Annotated in this window: 13 protein-coding genes, 1 tRNA gene and 1 pseudogene; 3 read left to right on the top strand and 12 right to left on the bottom strand. The window is 48.9% G+C overall.

Annotated elements, in window-relative coordinates; genetic code table 11:
- Positions 1 to 35: 35 nt before the first annotated feature.
- The 7 genes from OGV52_RS09380 to OGV52_RS09350 all read right to left on the bottom strand — a co-directional run bounded on the left by OGV52_RS09380 (position 36) and on the right by OGV52_RS09350 (position 8,566).
- Positions 36 to 887, bottom strand: a complete 852-nt coding sequence (locus OGV52_RS09380) for a class II fructose-bisphosphate aldolase (protein ID WP_047415757.1) — start codon at positions 885 to 887, stop codon at positions 36 to 38.
- Positions 888 to 898: 11 nt separating this feature from the next.
- Positions 899 to 1,990, bottom strand: coding sequence for a PTS fructose transporter subunit IIC (locus OGV52_RS09375; protein ID WP_016157774.1), 1,092 nt, complete (start codon positions 1,988 to 1,990; stop codon positions 899 to 901).
- Between the two features lie 26 nt (positions 1,991 to 2,016).
- The gene (locus tag OGV52_RS09370) at positions 2,017 to 2,337 is read right to left on the bottom strand and encodes a PTS fructose transporter subunit IIB (RefSeq protein ID WP_016155014.1); all 321 of its coding nucleotides are present in this window, start codon (positions 2,335 to 2,337) and stop codon (positions 2,017 to 2,019) included.
- 19 nt (positions 2,338 to 2,356) lie between these two features.
- Positions 2,357 to 2,827: a PTS sugar transporter subunit IIA gene (locus OGV52_RS09365; RefSeq protein WP_003842172.1), complete on the bottom strand. Its 471-nt coding sequence runs from the start codon at positions 2,825 to 2,827 to the stop codon at positions 2,357 to 2,359.
- Between the two features lie 27 nt (positions 2,828 to 2,854).
- Positions 2,855 to 4,408 (bottom strand): BglG family transcription antiterminator, encoded by a 1,554-nt coding sequence (locus OGV52_RS09360; protein ID WP_016155015.1) that lies wholly within the window; start codon positions 4,406 to 4,408, stop codon positions 2,855 to 2,857.
- A 446-nt stretch (positions 4,409 to 4,854) separates the two neighbouring features.
- Positions 4,855 to 7,173 (bottom strand): alpha-xylosidase, encoded by a 2,319-nt coding sequence (gene yicI / locus OGV52_RS09355; RefSeq protein WP_287108409.1) that lies wholly within the window; start codon positions 7,171 to 7,173, stop codon positions 4,855 to 4,857.
- Positions 7,174 to 7,183: 10 nt separating this feature from the next.
- Complete coding sequence (locus OGV52_RS09350) at positions 7,184 to 8,566, bottom strand: glycoside-pentoside-hexuronide family transporter (RefSeq protein WP_016155017.1); 1,383 nt, start codon at positions 8,564 to 8,566, stop codon at positions 7,184 to 7,186.
- 290 nt (positions 8,567 to 8,856) lie between these two features.
- Between OGV52_RS09350 and OGV52_RS09345 the strand changes: the two genes are divergently transcribed.
- The 3 genes and pseudogenes from OGV52_RS09345 to OGV52_RS09335 all read left to right on the top strand — a co-directional run bounded on the left by OGV52_RS09345 (position 8,857) and on the right by OGV52_RS09335 (position 9,723).
- Positions 8,857 to 8,951: transfer RNA gene (locus tag OGV52_RS09345), tRNA-Sec, on the top strand.
- 74 nt (positions 8,952 to 9,025) lie between these two features.
- A pseudogene (locus OGV52_RS09340) lies at positions 9,026 to 9,254 on the top strand (hypothetical protein); the annotation flags it as partial.
- A gap of 7 nt (positions 9,255 to 9,261) precedes the next feature.
- The gene (locus OGV52_RS09335; RefSeq protein ID WP_235117027.1) at positions 9,262 to 9,723 is read left to right on the top strand and encodes an anti-virulence regulator CigR family protein; all 462 of its coding nucleotides are present in this window, start codon (positions 9,262 to 9,264) and stop codon (positions 9,721 to 9,723) included.
- A gap of 45 nt (positions 9,724 to 9,768) precedes the next feature.
- On the opposite strand, the gene OGV52_RS09330 is transcribed toward OGV52_RS09335, so the two are convergent.
- Genes OGV52_RS09330 through pefC form a run of 5 tightly spaced genes read right to left on the bottom strand, consistent with a single transcriptional unit; the run spans position 9,769 to position 14,886 of the window.
- Positions 9,769 to 10,287 (bottom strand): fimbrial protein, encoded by a 519-nt coding sequence (locus OGV52_RS09330; protein ID WP_287108408.1) that lies wholly within the window; start codon positions 10,285 to 10,287, stop codon positions 9,769 to 9,771.
- Positions 10,280 to 10,798: a fimbrial protein gene (locus OGV52_RS09325; protein WP_200046802.1), complete on the bottom strand. Its 519-nt coding sequence runs from the start codon at positions 10,796 to 10,798 to the stop codon at positions 10,280 to 10,282. Before OGV52_RS09325 ends, OGV52_RS09330 begins: the two co-directional genes overlap by 8 nt.
- Before the next feature lie 12 nt (positions 10,799 to 10,810).
- A complete protein-coding gene (locus tag OGV52_RS09320) occupies positions 10,811 to 11,815 on the bottom strand; it encodes a fimbrial protein (protein ID WP_200046801.1) in 1,005 nt (334 codons plus the stop codon).
- Positions 11,816 to 11,834: 19 nt separating this feature from the next.
- On the bottom strand, positions 11,835 to 12,536 hold the full coding sequence (locus tag OGV52_RS09315; protein WP_200046800.1) for a fimbrial chaperone: 702 nt from the start codon (positions 12,534 to 12,536) through the stop codon (positions 11,835 to 11,837).
- Positions 12,529 to 14,886 carry a PefC/AfrB family outer membrane usher protein gene (pefC, locus tag OGV52_RS09310; protein ID WP_287108407.1) on the bottom strand — a complete coding sequence of 786 codons (2,358 nt, stop codon included), beginning with the start codon at positions 14,884 to 14,886 and terminating at the stop codon, positions 12,529 to 12,531. Before pefC ends, OGV52_RS09315 begins: the two co-directional genes overlap by 8 nt.
- Between the last annotated feature and the right edge of the window lie 28 nt (positions 14,887 to 14,914).

Below are 14,914 nucleotides of genomic sequence, written 5' to 3'. Positions count from 1 at the left end.
GTCGCAGAGGCATAGAAGGCGTTACAGAAAACGAATCAGGCTTTGTCGATAGCGCCGCTGGCCTGCAGGTACGGAATAATGGCTTCCTCGCAGGCCTGCTCCATCAGGGCCAGGGCATCAACGAGTTCACCGGATGTGTCGCGACACAGGGTATGCAGTAGTGCAGCCTTTCCGGCTTCGAAAACCGCCGCGCCAACGTTTATCTTGGCGACGCCAAACGTCGGGCAGCGCTGTAGCTGGTCAAACGGCGTCCCGCTGCCGCCATGCAGCGCCAGCGGCACCGTTGATAAACGGGCAATTTCCTCCAGTCGCTGGAAATCAATGGCGGGTATGACACCGGGCGCGTACATGCCATGTGCCGTGCCGACCGAGACCGCCAGTAAATCGATACCGGTCTGTTGGATAAAGGGCTCCACATCGGCGGCCTGGGTCATCAAATCAGCGTTAGCTGCGTGATCATAGCGCGGGGCGTCGGCCAGATGCCCCAGCTCACCTTCCACGCACAGAGAAACGCTGGTCGCGAGCTCAACCACCGCCCGGGTCTGGCGAATGTTCTCCTCCAGCGCAAAGGCAGAGGCGTCGATCATTAACCCGCTGAATCCGGCGCGAAAAGCCTGGCGAATGCGCACTGGGTCCTTTCCATGATCCAGCGCCAGCGCGACCGGTACCGACGCTTCCTCTGCCAGCGTTTTGACGACCGCCACCGCTATCGGTGCAGGAAAATGGCCCAGATGTCCCTGATACAGATTCAGAATGATGGGCGCACGGTGTTTCTCAGCCACCCGCACCGCCGCACGGGCGCTTTCCAGGTTCATACAGTTGATGGCCAGCAGCGCGTACTGCTCGCGCCAGGCTTTCGTCACCATGCTTTTCATATCGGCAAACATACGGCCTCCGGTTATTCCAGGGTGAAGGTGATCTCTTCGTCTTTCAGCTTTTGATCGCTAAGTTCATCAAACTCTTCGTCACGTTCGGTCACCGGCTTCTTCCACAACGACAGCATGACGCCGCAAATCACCGTGCCGATCCCCAGCGCCAGGCAAAACAGTAGCGGATGCGTAAAGAGCGGGACCACGAACATGCCGCCGTGCGGTACCGGGCTTTCGACGCCCCACACCATAATCAGACCGCCCGCTATCGCCGAGGCCACTACGCAGGACCCCACCACGCGCAGCAGGTCGCGCGCCGCAATGGGAATGACCCCTTCGGTAATCATGCAGATCCCCATCGGGAATGCCGCTTTCAGCGCCTCGCGCTCCGCACGGGTGTACTTGTGACGCGTCAGCAAAAAGGAGAGCGTAATGCCGAACGGAGGGATTATCGAACCGACAAACTTCACCGCTTCCGGACCGTACACGCCGCTGACCAACATGCCGTCAGCAAATAGCGACATGGTTTTATTCACCGGTCCGCCAAAGTCGAATGTCGCCATTGCGCCAAGGATGGCCCCCATTAAAAAGCGTGACCCGCCCTGCATGGACTCCAGCAGATGAATCAACGCGTCCTGCAGCCAGGCTATCGGTTTGCCAATGAGCGTCATCATCAACAGGCCGCCAATGACGGTACTCAGTACCGGCAGCACCATGATGGGCATTAACCCCTGCATCGACTGCGGCAAACGGATATAGCGCTTGAGCAGCAGGACGGTATAACCGACCAGAAAACCGCCCAGCATCCCGCCGATAAAACCGGTATGAATTTCACCGCAGACAAAGCCGACAATCAGACCCGGTGCGAATCCGGGGCGGTCAGCAATAGAGTACGCAATCGCCGCGCTAATCAGCGGTACGATTAACCCCATCCCCCAGCCGCCAATCTGGTTGAGCATCCAGGGTATGGTTCCTGTTTTTTCACCCACGTTAGTGCCGCCAAGTATTTGCCCGAGAGCAATACAGATCCCGGCGGCAACAATTAACGGGATCATCCACGAAATCCCCGTTAATAAATGTCTTTTTATTTCCTGAGATAGCGGAATTTTATTTTCACTCATGTGAAATCCCTCCAGAATGGGGATCGCTACTGGTTATTATTAACTAATGATTTTTCGACCTTTTCAAGAAACTGAATGGGCGACTTTATGACAATTTCGGTTTTCACTCGCACAATACGTTTATTTAAAAATCGCTCCTCCCCTTTTATTTTTACATCCACAGCGAGAATCACGACATCAGCAGCAGAAATGTCCTCTGTCAGCAGTTCGTTTTCCGTGCCGATAGTCCCCTGGGTTTCTACTCTTATATTATGACCAAGCGCTTTAGCACCTTTAATTAACTTCTCACGGGCAATATAGGTGTGCGCAATACCCGCCGTACAGGCGGCAACACAAACAATATTCATAACATGCTCCACGTTTTATTTAGCAGACATTGGATTCAGCATATTGGCTAAAAAGCTCAATAATTTTCTGTGGACTGCTTTCGACTAACAGTTGTTCAATAATGTCGTCATCCGCCAACGCGCCAGCAACCTGCGAAAGCAGACGAATATGGGTAGTGTTTTGATCTTCAAGGCGTACGGCAAACAGAATGATGCAGCGCACGTTGCTGCCGTCCAGGGTTTCCCAGGGAATATCCTGGCGGGTACGCCCAATCGCCAGCGTGGTATTGACCACCGCCGAGGATTTCCCGTGCGGAATCGCAATATGATTTTCGAAGCCGGTCGAGCCTTCTGATTCACGCTGCCAGACATCCTGAATAAACGTTTCCCGGCAACTAATTGCCCCATCTTTTTGCAGAATATCCGTCAGTTCCTCAATAACCTCCGTTTTGTTTGTGGCCTTCATGTCCAAAATAACGCGATTTGTATTGAGTATTTTCGTGATGTCCATAAATCATACCTCATGGAGTTCATGACATTAATTTTCAACGACCAGCGACGTCGCCCGATGTAATTTTTCCGTAATAACCGTTTCTGTTACCCGCTTAATATCCGCATCATTGAAGAAGGCGGTGACATACACGACCGGCATGGCAACGGCAGGTAAATTGATCGTCGATACCACCAGTTCAATATCGTCCGTCAGGACGGAGGGCAAGCTGCCTGCCGACACCACGCCGACGATGGTCCAGTCCGGAAAGGCGCGCAGAATGCGGCTTTTGAGTAAGTGAGAGGTGCCGATACCGGTTGAGCAAACCAGCAGCACACGTTTACGCGCTATCTGACGCTCCATCGCGGCCTGAAAATGCACGGTTAAATATCCCACCTCATCATCCGACACAGCCCGCTCGCCCCAGCCGCTAAACACCCGATTCACCGCGCACTGAGTCAGACGCCAGACGTCCTGCAACTCGCCTTTAATGTCCTCCAGCAGCGGATTACGAATGCGGATCTGGTAGTTCAGGCGGTTAATCAGCGGCTTAATATGGATCAGCAATCCGTCATACAGCGCAGTGTCCTGGCTAAGATCGCAGTCAACCATTTCGGCGAAGGTGGCAATCAGCCGATGGGTAATCAAGCGTGCTTCGTCGCTGGAGTGCATATGGCCAATCACGCTCACATCGTTATGCTCTTCAATCACCATACCGGAGGAGATAATATATTGATAAATAAACCAGACTTCGTCTTCCGGCAGCGGGTGGGCAATGCGTTTTTCAATATGCTGAATCATGCGACTGGCAATGGAAAAGATGTTCTCATCACATGACGTGATGCTTTCTTCTTTTCTCGGTAGCGCATTGCCCCGCGTAATGCGGTACATCATGATCAGAATATGAGTAAAGATATTGACGTAATAAGGCTCGCCCAGCGACCAGCACAGATCGTTCTCCATTTCCTGCAACAGCGTCTGGACAAATAAAACGTCTTCTTCGCCAAAGTAATGCACTAACGCTTTATAACTGCCCGGATCAAGTCGTGAATAAATCACGCTTCCAGGTTCATTATGGTTAATCACACCGTTAATCAGCGACGCCATCGCCTGGCGCACCCCGCTCTCGCTGCCTTCAATGTGTGTGCCGCTCTGGCTGCGAATCAGCGACAGGCCCAGCGGGGTAATCCACGATTCAATCACTTTCAGATCGTTAACAATCGATGCACTACTAATAAAATAACGTTCGGATAATTTATTGATCGATGTTTCATGCGGCGTTTCACTTAATAATTGCGAGGCTATCTTAACCCGCCGTGAATTATTCATCATGCCGTCAGCATCATCACCCTCCGACCCTAATAACTGATCCAGATATAAAAGGTCAGTAATGTTATCGGCACTTAATATCACGCCCGCACCGGCACGTTTATCGATGGATATTTTCCATTCCGATAACCATTGTTCCAGTAACCGCAGATCGCGCTGGACGGTTTTCTCTGAAACAGATAAATACTCGGCAATTTTTAGCAGCGTAACATATTCCTTCCGGGACAGAAGAAACTTTAATAATCTGTTTTGTCGCGAGGTAATCATTTGCATTATTTACCCTTATTACATACCAGATTAAATATCTATACCCGTCATACTTCAAGCTGCATGTGCGTTGGCTTTCCTCGCTCACTCCTGTCACGTACTTATGTACGCTCAGGGGACTCGCTACGTCGCCGCCTTCCTGCAACTCGAATTATTTAGGTAATAAAGAAGCATTTATGCTCCACGTGTAATCCGTGATGATAAATATAAGAGGACTACGATGCGCCAACAATACTAAATCGTGTCCTGTATTCCGGACAGAAATAAGACAAAAAGAGGAAATAGTGAGATATTTACGGCGCAGATCACATTTTTCGCGGGAATTAGAGTGATAGCGCTCGCAAATATGGTGAGGTAAAAATTTAAGTCGGGATGTTTTTGATTTTCAGATCTGGAACGCTGCTCGCGGCGTGGGCCGGATAAGACGCATCCGGCACCACGTTCAGATTCGCTTACAGGGTTATCGTCAGCACATCTTCATCCGGCGTGACAACCGTTCCCCACTCGCTGCCCGCAGATGAACCACCCTTCACACCGCTAACCTGTGGAATATTACGCAGGCACAGCGTCCAGTTACGCGCATCTCCACTACCTTGCACGATGATGGTATTACCCGTGCGCACCGCCTTCAGCGTGAAGATAACCGAGCCGTCAGCAGCCGGAACTTCACAGAGTGCTTCCCGCCCCTCCTGCAGATGGAACAGCTGGAACGCGGTTCCTTCATGCCAGGCGTAGTCCGGCTTCTGGTTATTGCTGCCCAGCGCCAGCAGGGTATTGTCACGCACATAAACCGGCAGACTCAGGAAGTCATGCTGCTGCTTATGCCAGCGGCTGCCGGCCACCTCATCATTACGCCACAGATGCGTCCAGCGTCCTTCCGGCAGATAGAACTGCACATCGCCCGCCTCGCTAAACACCGGCGCGACCATCACGCTATCGCCCAGCATGTACTGGCGGTCGAGATAATCACACGCCGGATCGTCCGGGAACTCCAGCATCATCGCGCGCATCATCGGGGTGCCCTGCGCATTAGCGCGCGCTGCTTCACGATACAGGTACGGCATCATGCGGCATTTCTGCTCGGTGAAGTAGCGCACCACATCGCAGGATTCGTCATCGTACGCCCATGGCACACGGTAGGATTTACTGCCATGCAGGCGGCTGTGGCTGGAGAGCAGCCCAAACGCACACCAGCGCTTGTAGACGTGCGCCGGAGCGGTATTCTCAAAGCCGCCGATATCATGGCTCCAGAAGCCAAAGCCGGACAGGCCAATAGACAAGCCACCGCGCAGGCTTTCCGCCATCGATTCATAGTTGGCGTAGCAGTCGCCGCCCCAGTGCACCGGAAACTGCTGTGCGCCCACGGAGGCCGAACGGGCGAACAGCACCGCCTCTTCCTCACCGACGGTTTCTTTCAGCACGTTCCACACCAGTTCGTTGTAGATGTACGCATAATGGTTGTGCATTTTCTGCGGATCGGCACCGTCAAACCACTGCACATCCGTGGGGATGCGTTCGCCAAAGTCAGTTTTGAAGCAGTCTACGCCGATATCCACCAGACCTTTCAGCTTGTTGGCATACCACTCGCAGGCTTGTGGATTAGTGAAGTCATAAATCGCCAGGCCCGGCTGCCATTTATCCCATTGCCACAGGGAACCGTCCGGGCGCTTGAGCAGATACCCTTTCGCTTTCAGTTCATTGAACAGCGGGGATTTCTGACCGATGTAGGGGTTTATCCATACGCACACCTTCAACCCTTTCTCTTTCAGGCGGCGGATCATACCTTCCGGGTCCGGGAAGGTCACCGGGTCCCACTCAAAGTCGCACCACTGGAAGGCCTTCATCCAGAAACAGTCGAAGTGAAAGACGTGCAGCGGCAGATTGCGCTCGGCCATGCCGTCGATAAAGCTGTTCACCGTCGCTTCGTCGTAATTGGTGGTGAATGACGTGGTTAGCCACAGACCGAACGACCAGGCTGGCGGCAGCGCCGGACGGCCGGTAAAGCGGGTATAGCGATCCAGCACCGCCTTCGGCGTTGGGCCGTCGATGACGAAATATTCCAGATACTCGCTTTCAACGCTGAACTGCACTTTCGACACTTTCTCAGAGCCGATTTCAAACGACACGCACTGCGGATGGTTCACCAGCACGCCGTAGCCGCGGTTGGTGAGATAAAACGGGATGTTTTTGTAAGACTGCTCGGTACTGGTGCCCCCATCGCGGTTCCAGGTTTCCACCGTCTGGCCGTTACGTACCAACGCGGTAAAACGCTCCCCCAGCCCGTACACCGTTTCCCCCACGCCCAAATCCAGACGCTCAAACATATAGTTACGCCCGCTGTGGGTATCCTGCACGTAACCGCTATTCTTTAGCTGACTGCCGGTAATACGTTCACCATTACGCAGGAAATCCAGCGACCAGAACTCACCTTTGGTCACCCGAACGCTCAGATTGCCGCTCTTCAGTTCGGCAAATTCAGCGGTGTTTCGCATCTCAACATTGACGTCCTGCAACACATTCAACGGGTAATGTGGGCCGGTATCCAGCGCGCCCTGGAAGTGCTCCATACGTACGCCCACCACCCCTTCCTGCGGCGAGAAAAAGCGTAAGGTGAAGAGTGGGGTATCCAGTTGCCAGGTACGTTCACGCACGTCGCGCGGCGCAACGTAGACAATCATCTCATTACCCTGCTGTTCAACGTCGAACACCTGAATTGGGTGTATTAAATTCAGGCCAGGTTGGGTCAGCCAGTTTCCATCGCTAATTTTCATCGTCAGTTCCTTAGTTCTGTAATTCTTTCGTCGTGAAATCCTGCTGGTTGCGGCGCGCGCCCTGAGCCAACTGACTCATAATTTCCGTCAGATACGGCGTTTTCAGGGTATAGAAACGTTTGGCAATCACGGCACTCAGCAGGTAACAAATCGCCGGGACAATGGTGAACAGGGCGATGATGATGCTAATGGTGGCGCTGTTCTGGGTTTTCGCGGCGGCGTCGTAGCCACCGCCCGCCAGCATCCAGCCGATCAGCGCCCCGCCGAGCGCCAGACCCAGCTTGAGCACGAACAACGTGCCCGCAAAGCTGATCCCCGTCAGGCGTTTACCGTTGCACCATTCGCCGTAATCAACGGTGTCGGACATCATTACCCACTGGATTGGCGTAACGAGCTGGTGCAGTACACCAATGACAAAAATAAAGATAAACATGGTGATGCTGGCGTGCATCGGCACAAAGAACATCGCCAGGCTCGCCACCGCCAGCGCAGCGTTGGTCCACCAGAAGACGCTGACTTTGCATTTCCAGTCGGTCAGCGGTTTTGCCAGCGCAGAGCCGATCAGGTTGCCGACGCAATAGGCGGTGAGAAAGGCGACAAACACCTCCGGCTTACCCAAAATCCAGGTGACGTAATACATCATCGCCCCGCCACGAACGCAGACGGCCAGAATATTGAGGATGGTCAGCAGGCCGACGATGCGCCATTGGTCGTTTTGCCAGATGTCGCGCAGGTCTTCACGCATAGAGGTGGTGCTCGGCGGCGCTTCCACGCGTTCTTTGGTAGTGAAGAAGCAGAACGCCAGCATCAGGAACGCCACCACGGAGAGCACCGCAATCCCACCTTGAAAGCCGAACGCTTTATCCTCGCCACCAATCAGATTCACCAGCGGCATCATCAGCACGGTGGAGAGCATGCCGCCCGCCGTCGCCAGCACAAAGCGCCATGATTGCAGAGAGATACGCTGCGTAGGGTCATTAGTGATCACGCCGCCCAGCGCACAGTAGGGAATATTGACCACGGTATAAAGCAGGGTCAGCAGCGTGTAGGTGATTGCGGCATAAATCATTTTGCCGTTCAGGCTGAGATCCGGCGTGCTGTAGGCCAGCACGCAAACCAGACCAAACGGAAGTGCGCCAAACAGCACCCACGGACGGAATTTCCCCCAGCGCGAACGGGTACGGTCGGCCAGCAGCCCCATGCAAGGGTCTGAGATGGCATCCAGCGCGCGGGCCAGTAAGAACATGGTGCCAACAAATCCGGCTGGGATACCAAAAATATCGGTATAGAAGAACATCATATATAACATGACGTTATCGAAGATAATGTGGCTAGCCGCATCGCCCATTCCGTAGCCAATCTTCTCTTTAACAGACAGAATTTCACTTTTCATTACGCATCCTTGTTAGCACTTTCACACGCCCTGATACCGGTTACAGTTCTTGTAAACCATCCCTGTGAGCGCGGGTATTCCGATATCTCGTTATCAAATTACGATTCTTGTTTTCTGTGATCAGCGTAGCGTCTAAAAATGTGTCTAAGTGTAAGTAATGGATTTTGCGGGGATTTATTTGAAACTGGTCATGGTATAGAGAAACGGAAGTTAAAAAAGTGAGTGAGGGGGTGTGGAAACGTTTGGAAGTAGCTATAATGCGCCCCGCCTCCATGTAGCAATCGAGGCGCGGAAGATCGTCATCTCCGGTGAGGTGGCTGGACTTCAAATCCAGTTGGGGACGCCAGCGTTCCCGGGCAGGTTCGACTCCTGTGATCTTCCGCCAAAATGCCTCTCCTGAGCTCCCTCGAAGTCAACAAAACCCCTGTAATACCTGATAAAAAAAGAGAAATAACCCTAGTATCTGCGTCGGTAGAGGATGTACGTAACGGTGATAATAGTCTGATTTGCAAAGGCGCAGTGGAAGAGATGCTGATGGTGACAAGGTGGTCGCGCTGAATGAAACCGTCGTGAGTTACTGCTGGCGAAAACGAAAGATTACAACGCGCAAGGATTCCGGGTGTTGCTGGTGGCGACCCGCAAACTGGATGATTCAGCGCTGCACCTGCCACTCAGCACGGGTGATGAACAGGGGCATAGGTACACGGCATGGTTTAAAAGTTGTACTGGCAACCCTCATTTCTCTTTCGCTCTTTGCCACCACGGCACTGGCGAATCCAGGCAATGGGAACGGCAATGGTAATAGTGGCAACCATGGCAATAATAGTGATAATCACGGAAATAAAGGGAATGCGCAGAAAGGCAATGCGGGTCAGAAAAATAACGCATCATCCGATCACCGTAAAAAATATGGCAAACCGGATCATGTCGATTCTGATATCAGTTTTTCGGCTGCCCGACATTTGGCGGTGAATTATGGCCTGACGGGGTGTGGCTCCTTACCACCAGGCATTGCGAAAAAAACGGTTCCGGCATCGATGTTGGGGCAACGGCCTTATTATCCTGGCTATGAATGGAAAATAGTAAGGAATGATTTCGTTCTTATTGCACTGAGTACCTCAGTAGTGACCGCAATTATCAATGGCGTGTTTGATTAATTGATTAACAAGCTGGGGAATTTCCCCAGCTTTTATTATGCTATCTCAATAATAAGTAAACGTCACCGGTAAACTGGCTGTGTAATTACCTGCCGGTATGTTCCCTGTATGTGGAGACACTCTGGCCAATAAGGAGCCATCAAATTGCTTTTGGCTCACAAGAAACGGTGCTTTACTCAGCTCGATCGGCTTCCCGAATTCTACGGCTCCTCCACCTTTCTTCCATGACAAGGTGATATCAACCTTATTATTTGACGTGCTGAGTTTCGAATTACTGCCCCCTGCCAGAGTAACTTCAAATTTGGTGATATCACTGGCACAGTCAATCACAATGGGAACTTCAACGTTACTATCACCTAATAAGGCACCTGAAGTTGTGATTAGCGGAAGTTGCACGGTTTCAGGCAGGCCAAGCCCTTTATTGATTTGGCACTGAGGATTAGTGACCTGCATTGCAATGGGGAGACTTACGCTTGCCTTTTGTGCGGCCTGGTTATTAAACGCCGTTAATGTGCTTAACAGTCCCGCCAGCAATGGGAAAAAAAGACATCTCCTGTCAATCATAGGTCACCTCGACAGTCAGACTGGTGGAAATATTCCCTGCCTGGAGCGTTTCACCCGGAATTTGTTTAGGCAACAGCTGAAACTGACCAAGCGTTTCATTTTTGTTACTTGATGCAGTTGGGAGCGCAAAAGGCTTATTTAATTCTAGCGACTTAAAATCTGTGCCGGCTGGATCTTTCCATGACAACGCAAGCCCAACGCCGGATAACCCCGTATTCATCAGGTTAGTGCTGCTCTTGGAAACGCCAGCAGCAGGCGAGAATTTTAGTGAGATCCCGGTTGCGGGCCAACTGCAAGCAATATTCAAATCAACTGTCTGTGGTGTAGTTGCGTTGTTTTCAAGTTGGCTAAAGCTGATTTGTTGAAAGTTCAGGTTTGCCGGAGAGAGTGACAATGCGCACGTGTTTAAGGCTAACTCGGCGTTTATCGTCACTCTCCTCTGCACTGATTTCGACGCAGATGCGTTGTGAAATGGAAAAATTATCAAAAAAAAGATTAACCATTTGTGCATAATTAATCCAGCCTATCGGTATATTAGCGAAACATTCAGGTAGGTAGAAACCTTACCGGCGGGAAATGGGGTTGAAGGCTTGACGTAGATTCTGAATGTCGCAGTAGCATCAAGATCTTTTTTGGACGGCTCATATATTTTATAATTCGCATTAAGGGGGACGGTATGAAAATCTCCATACACCCTGGTCATTTGGAAGTTCAGCTTCCGTCCATCACTATCACTGGCACTAAACATACCATTTGCCGCATCAACTACATTCTCCGGGTCGAATCGAACATATAATCCATTTATCAGTGCTTTATTTTTACACGAATAATAGACTTTTAACTCTTTATATAAAGAGTTACTATTGACATTACTTGGTGTTAATTTACCAAAATCTAAATTTTCTGTAGAAAGTGACATTGCGCAGGTCGCAGTATCTTTAAAAATAAAAGGAATCGATCCCCCTAACTTAGAACTTACATTAACCGCCGTGCTGTATACTAGTGTATTTCCTTGCGAAAGCGGCTGGATATTAACCGTATATTGCCCGGTTTGCTTATTTTGTATCCAATATTGATCATTTACGACAATACTGGCTTTCCCCAAGACAGTGCCTGAGGGCCAGTTGTATCTATTATTATCCCCCCATGGCTTAGATTGAACATTGTTGGAGATAATATTATTGCCTTCACAGCGCATCCCCTCCAGTTTCCATTCAATACCTGGATAGGGTGTCGTTATGGTGGTAGAGTTTTTACAAGTTCCACTGGTTAGATTCATGCGCATTTCACTCACCGATCGTCCAGCACCATCAGTATAATCCGGATCACAAGTCATTTTACCTTGTAGGATTACTCGCATTATTAACAATGGATCATCATTTGCTGATGTATAACCATACCTCCAGTAACTTTTATCACTGGGATCTGTATCAAAAAGTATGGAACCTCCACTACAGTTAGCTGCTTTGGAAGGTAAGGAAGATAGTGATAATAAAGCGATAAAAAGAGTAAATATGAATTTACACATAATAAAAACCTTACACGAATCAGGATTTGTTTAATTTATACTCTTTGTCAACGCCATAATCATCAAATGCTACAATACTGAGGCTGTTACTGGAAATTAACTTACCCAGCGAAATTTTTTCACCTGGAGCAAAAACAGACAGTTTATCTTTAATATCATCGCTAACTTTAATGGGCGTTCCGTTTTGTTTAACACTGATGATTGCAAAATAATAAGGGGTGTCGTTCCAGAGAACGGTATTGTCCTCACTGCTTATCATTTTAATATTCTGTTCGGCGTTTTCCCTTTTCTCTTTCAGGGCATCAGGCCGATAAAACATTTTGACCTGAGTATGTAGCGCAATGGATAATGCATTCACGCCGTCTTTTGGTGCTTTGGGTATCTCTTGGATGTTGATCCAGAAAAGCGATTCTTTATCTTTTGGTAGCGCATCATTAATTTTCAGGATACGCAGGATCTGTTTGTGCTGATCGGCCACTTTAAAGAACGTGGGGCTGGGTACAAAATAGACGTTCTTGTCGTTTTGGTCCTGGTTTTCAATCCATATCTGTCCGCCATATTCCTGAGTAGACTGGTTATCAACCTGTACAGAGATATTCTCTCTTTTTTCATCAAACACATAACGTGTGCTGTTAAGGACAAACGCCGCATGACTTGATGCTGTAAATAACAACAGTGATGCAGAAATGAAAAACTTTCTCAGTTTATTGTTCTTAGCCACACTTAATCTCCTGTACTTTACCCATATCTTTCTGCAGCGATCGTGAATCGAATTTGCAATCACCAACAGAAATGATCCCTTCATCTTTATCTTCAAGATTCATTAACAGAATCCCGCCGTTGTTGACGTAACCAATTTCCTGATTTTCTGCATTTTTAGCGATGCTTCCCATTGGAATAACAAAACCATTACTGCTGATGACTTTTACGATATACGTGTTAATTTTTCTGTATTTCACTTTCTTATAGATAATCGCGTTTTCCGTCGGCGTCACATTGATTGCGTTTTCTGTTAACTCAACGCTCTGTGGCAAGTTATCCGCATTGACGGTGATGGTATTATTGTTATACGCGGTTAACGGTATGACAGCGCGCCCTTTTTTATCGCCAGGCATGGAACCATTAAATCTGACGCCTGGAACATCTTCCATTTGTACAACGGCAATTTCATCATTTTTCACTGGCGTAAAAAGAATACCTGCATCTGGCAGTCCGATAACACTTCCGCCAACCTGGAAGGAAGAGCTGGACGAGCTCCCCGTTTGCGAATAGCTGGCCGAGGTTTGAACCTCATCAAACAGATAAGAAGCTGAAATCGCGCTTCCCGTGGTGTTGCGTGACTGACTGATGGATGCGTTATAACTCAGGCGAGAATTAATGCTTCCCGAAACACCGGTATTGAAATTCGTACCATTACGGCGATCGTAATTTATGCCAGAGAAGCTATAGTGCGATTTATCAAACACGCTAAAGGGCACGCTCAGTGAAATACCGGTGTTATAATCGTTATCCATCCCCTGCAGTCGGGAATACCCGGCATTCAGAGAGACAGAAATATTATTAAAGCTCTTACTGAGATTCAGGTTTGCACCTACCTCACTGGAACTGTCCCAATAGTCTTCCTTCCAGGCCGACATGTTGAAGAACACATTCATTTCCGGAAGCTGATAGGTGATAATCGATTCGTATCGCTGTTTAGGCCTGTTGTTTAACAGGCTGTAATAGCGATAGTTAAAATCCGTGTAATCAATATAGTTTTCTGAGTTAAAACGATAACCAATCAACTGTAAATTTGCGTTTTCCCCTAAGGTGCGGGCATATTTCACCGATGCGCTAAAGCCGTTCATGGCTTTACCATTATGGTATTTTGCCTGTGACAGATTGCCACTCATTGCCACCGCGCCAAACCAGCCGAAAGAGCGGATAAGACCCAGACCAATGTTGTTATAGTTTTTATCGACCAGTGCAGAGGTATTGAGCGTAAAGGGCTCAAAACCGTAATCATAAGTGATTTGCGCGAATAAGCTGTCATCATCACGCTTGTTACTGTATTGGTCAACTTTACTCCCCACCGCGATATTGTAATTATAATTTCCGGGTTTTAATAAATTTGGCAGCACGGCGACGGGGAATCGCTGTTCTTTTACCGAACCATCCTCTTCATAAATTTTTAAGATAATGTCGCCAGAATATACGCCGGTCAGATCGTTAATCACAAAAGGACCCGGTGGAACCACGAACGACTTTAATGTGTATCCGCCTTGTTCGACAGTGACACGGGCATGTGTTCTGGCAATACCATTAATGACCGGAGCATAAGACTGCGAGTCCCAGGGATACATATCCTGATTAGACTTTAACTGCGCGCCATAAAAGGTAAAACCATCGTTCAGGGTATTGTAGGACTGGGTTTTACCGATAAGAATATCTGATTTAATCGATTTTATCGCATGTGTTAACAGCAGGTTATTGCTCTCAAACTTTTCTCCCTGATATGCATATCCCCTACCCAACAGGACCCATTCGCCGATATTGATTTGGCCTTCGATGTTACCGTATGTTGTCCGATCCTGGTCAGTAGATTTTGACGTATTAAGATCATAGGCGAGTTTGAAACCGGTACTGCCATAATCCCAGGTGCCGCCTTCCTTTTTTGAATCGATAAAACCGGCCTGAGGTATATCAATTGATAACTCCTGCAAGGAAGGATCAAATTTTACCCGACTGTTCTTTTCTTTATCGATAAGATAGCAGTTGCGTGCGGGATTAAGATACAGTTTATAGAATTCTTTATTGATATGAATGTTTTTTTCCTGTAGCCATTTATCAGAAAGGCAAATATGATCAACATCATCATTGCTGATAGCTAATTCTACAGAGGTCGCTGTCTTGGAGCCATTAAATAGTAAATCGACAACATAATTTCCGGGTATGTTTTGCCCGGTATTCTTCAACACCTCAGGTACATCTTTACTGCCACCACGGATAAAACTGTAGTTAAAATCGTCGGCAAGAATTTCATTCGACCATAAATGAAAAATGATAGCGACACATAATACTTTTATCTTCATTTTAAAACCTTGCCGACATGTATCTTAT

It is taken from the genome of Citrobacter sp. Cb041, assembly GCF_030336655.1.
In the GTDB taxonomy this organism is placed as follows: domain Bacteria; phylum Pseudomonadota; class Gammaproteobacteria; order Enterobacterales; family Enterobacteriaceae; genus Citrobacter; species Citrobacter braakii.
The sequence above is the reverse complement of the archived record's forward strand: the minus strand, read 5'-3'. Positions and strand labels throughout refer to the sequence as shown.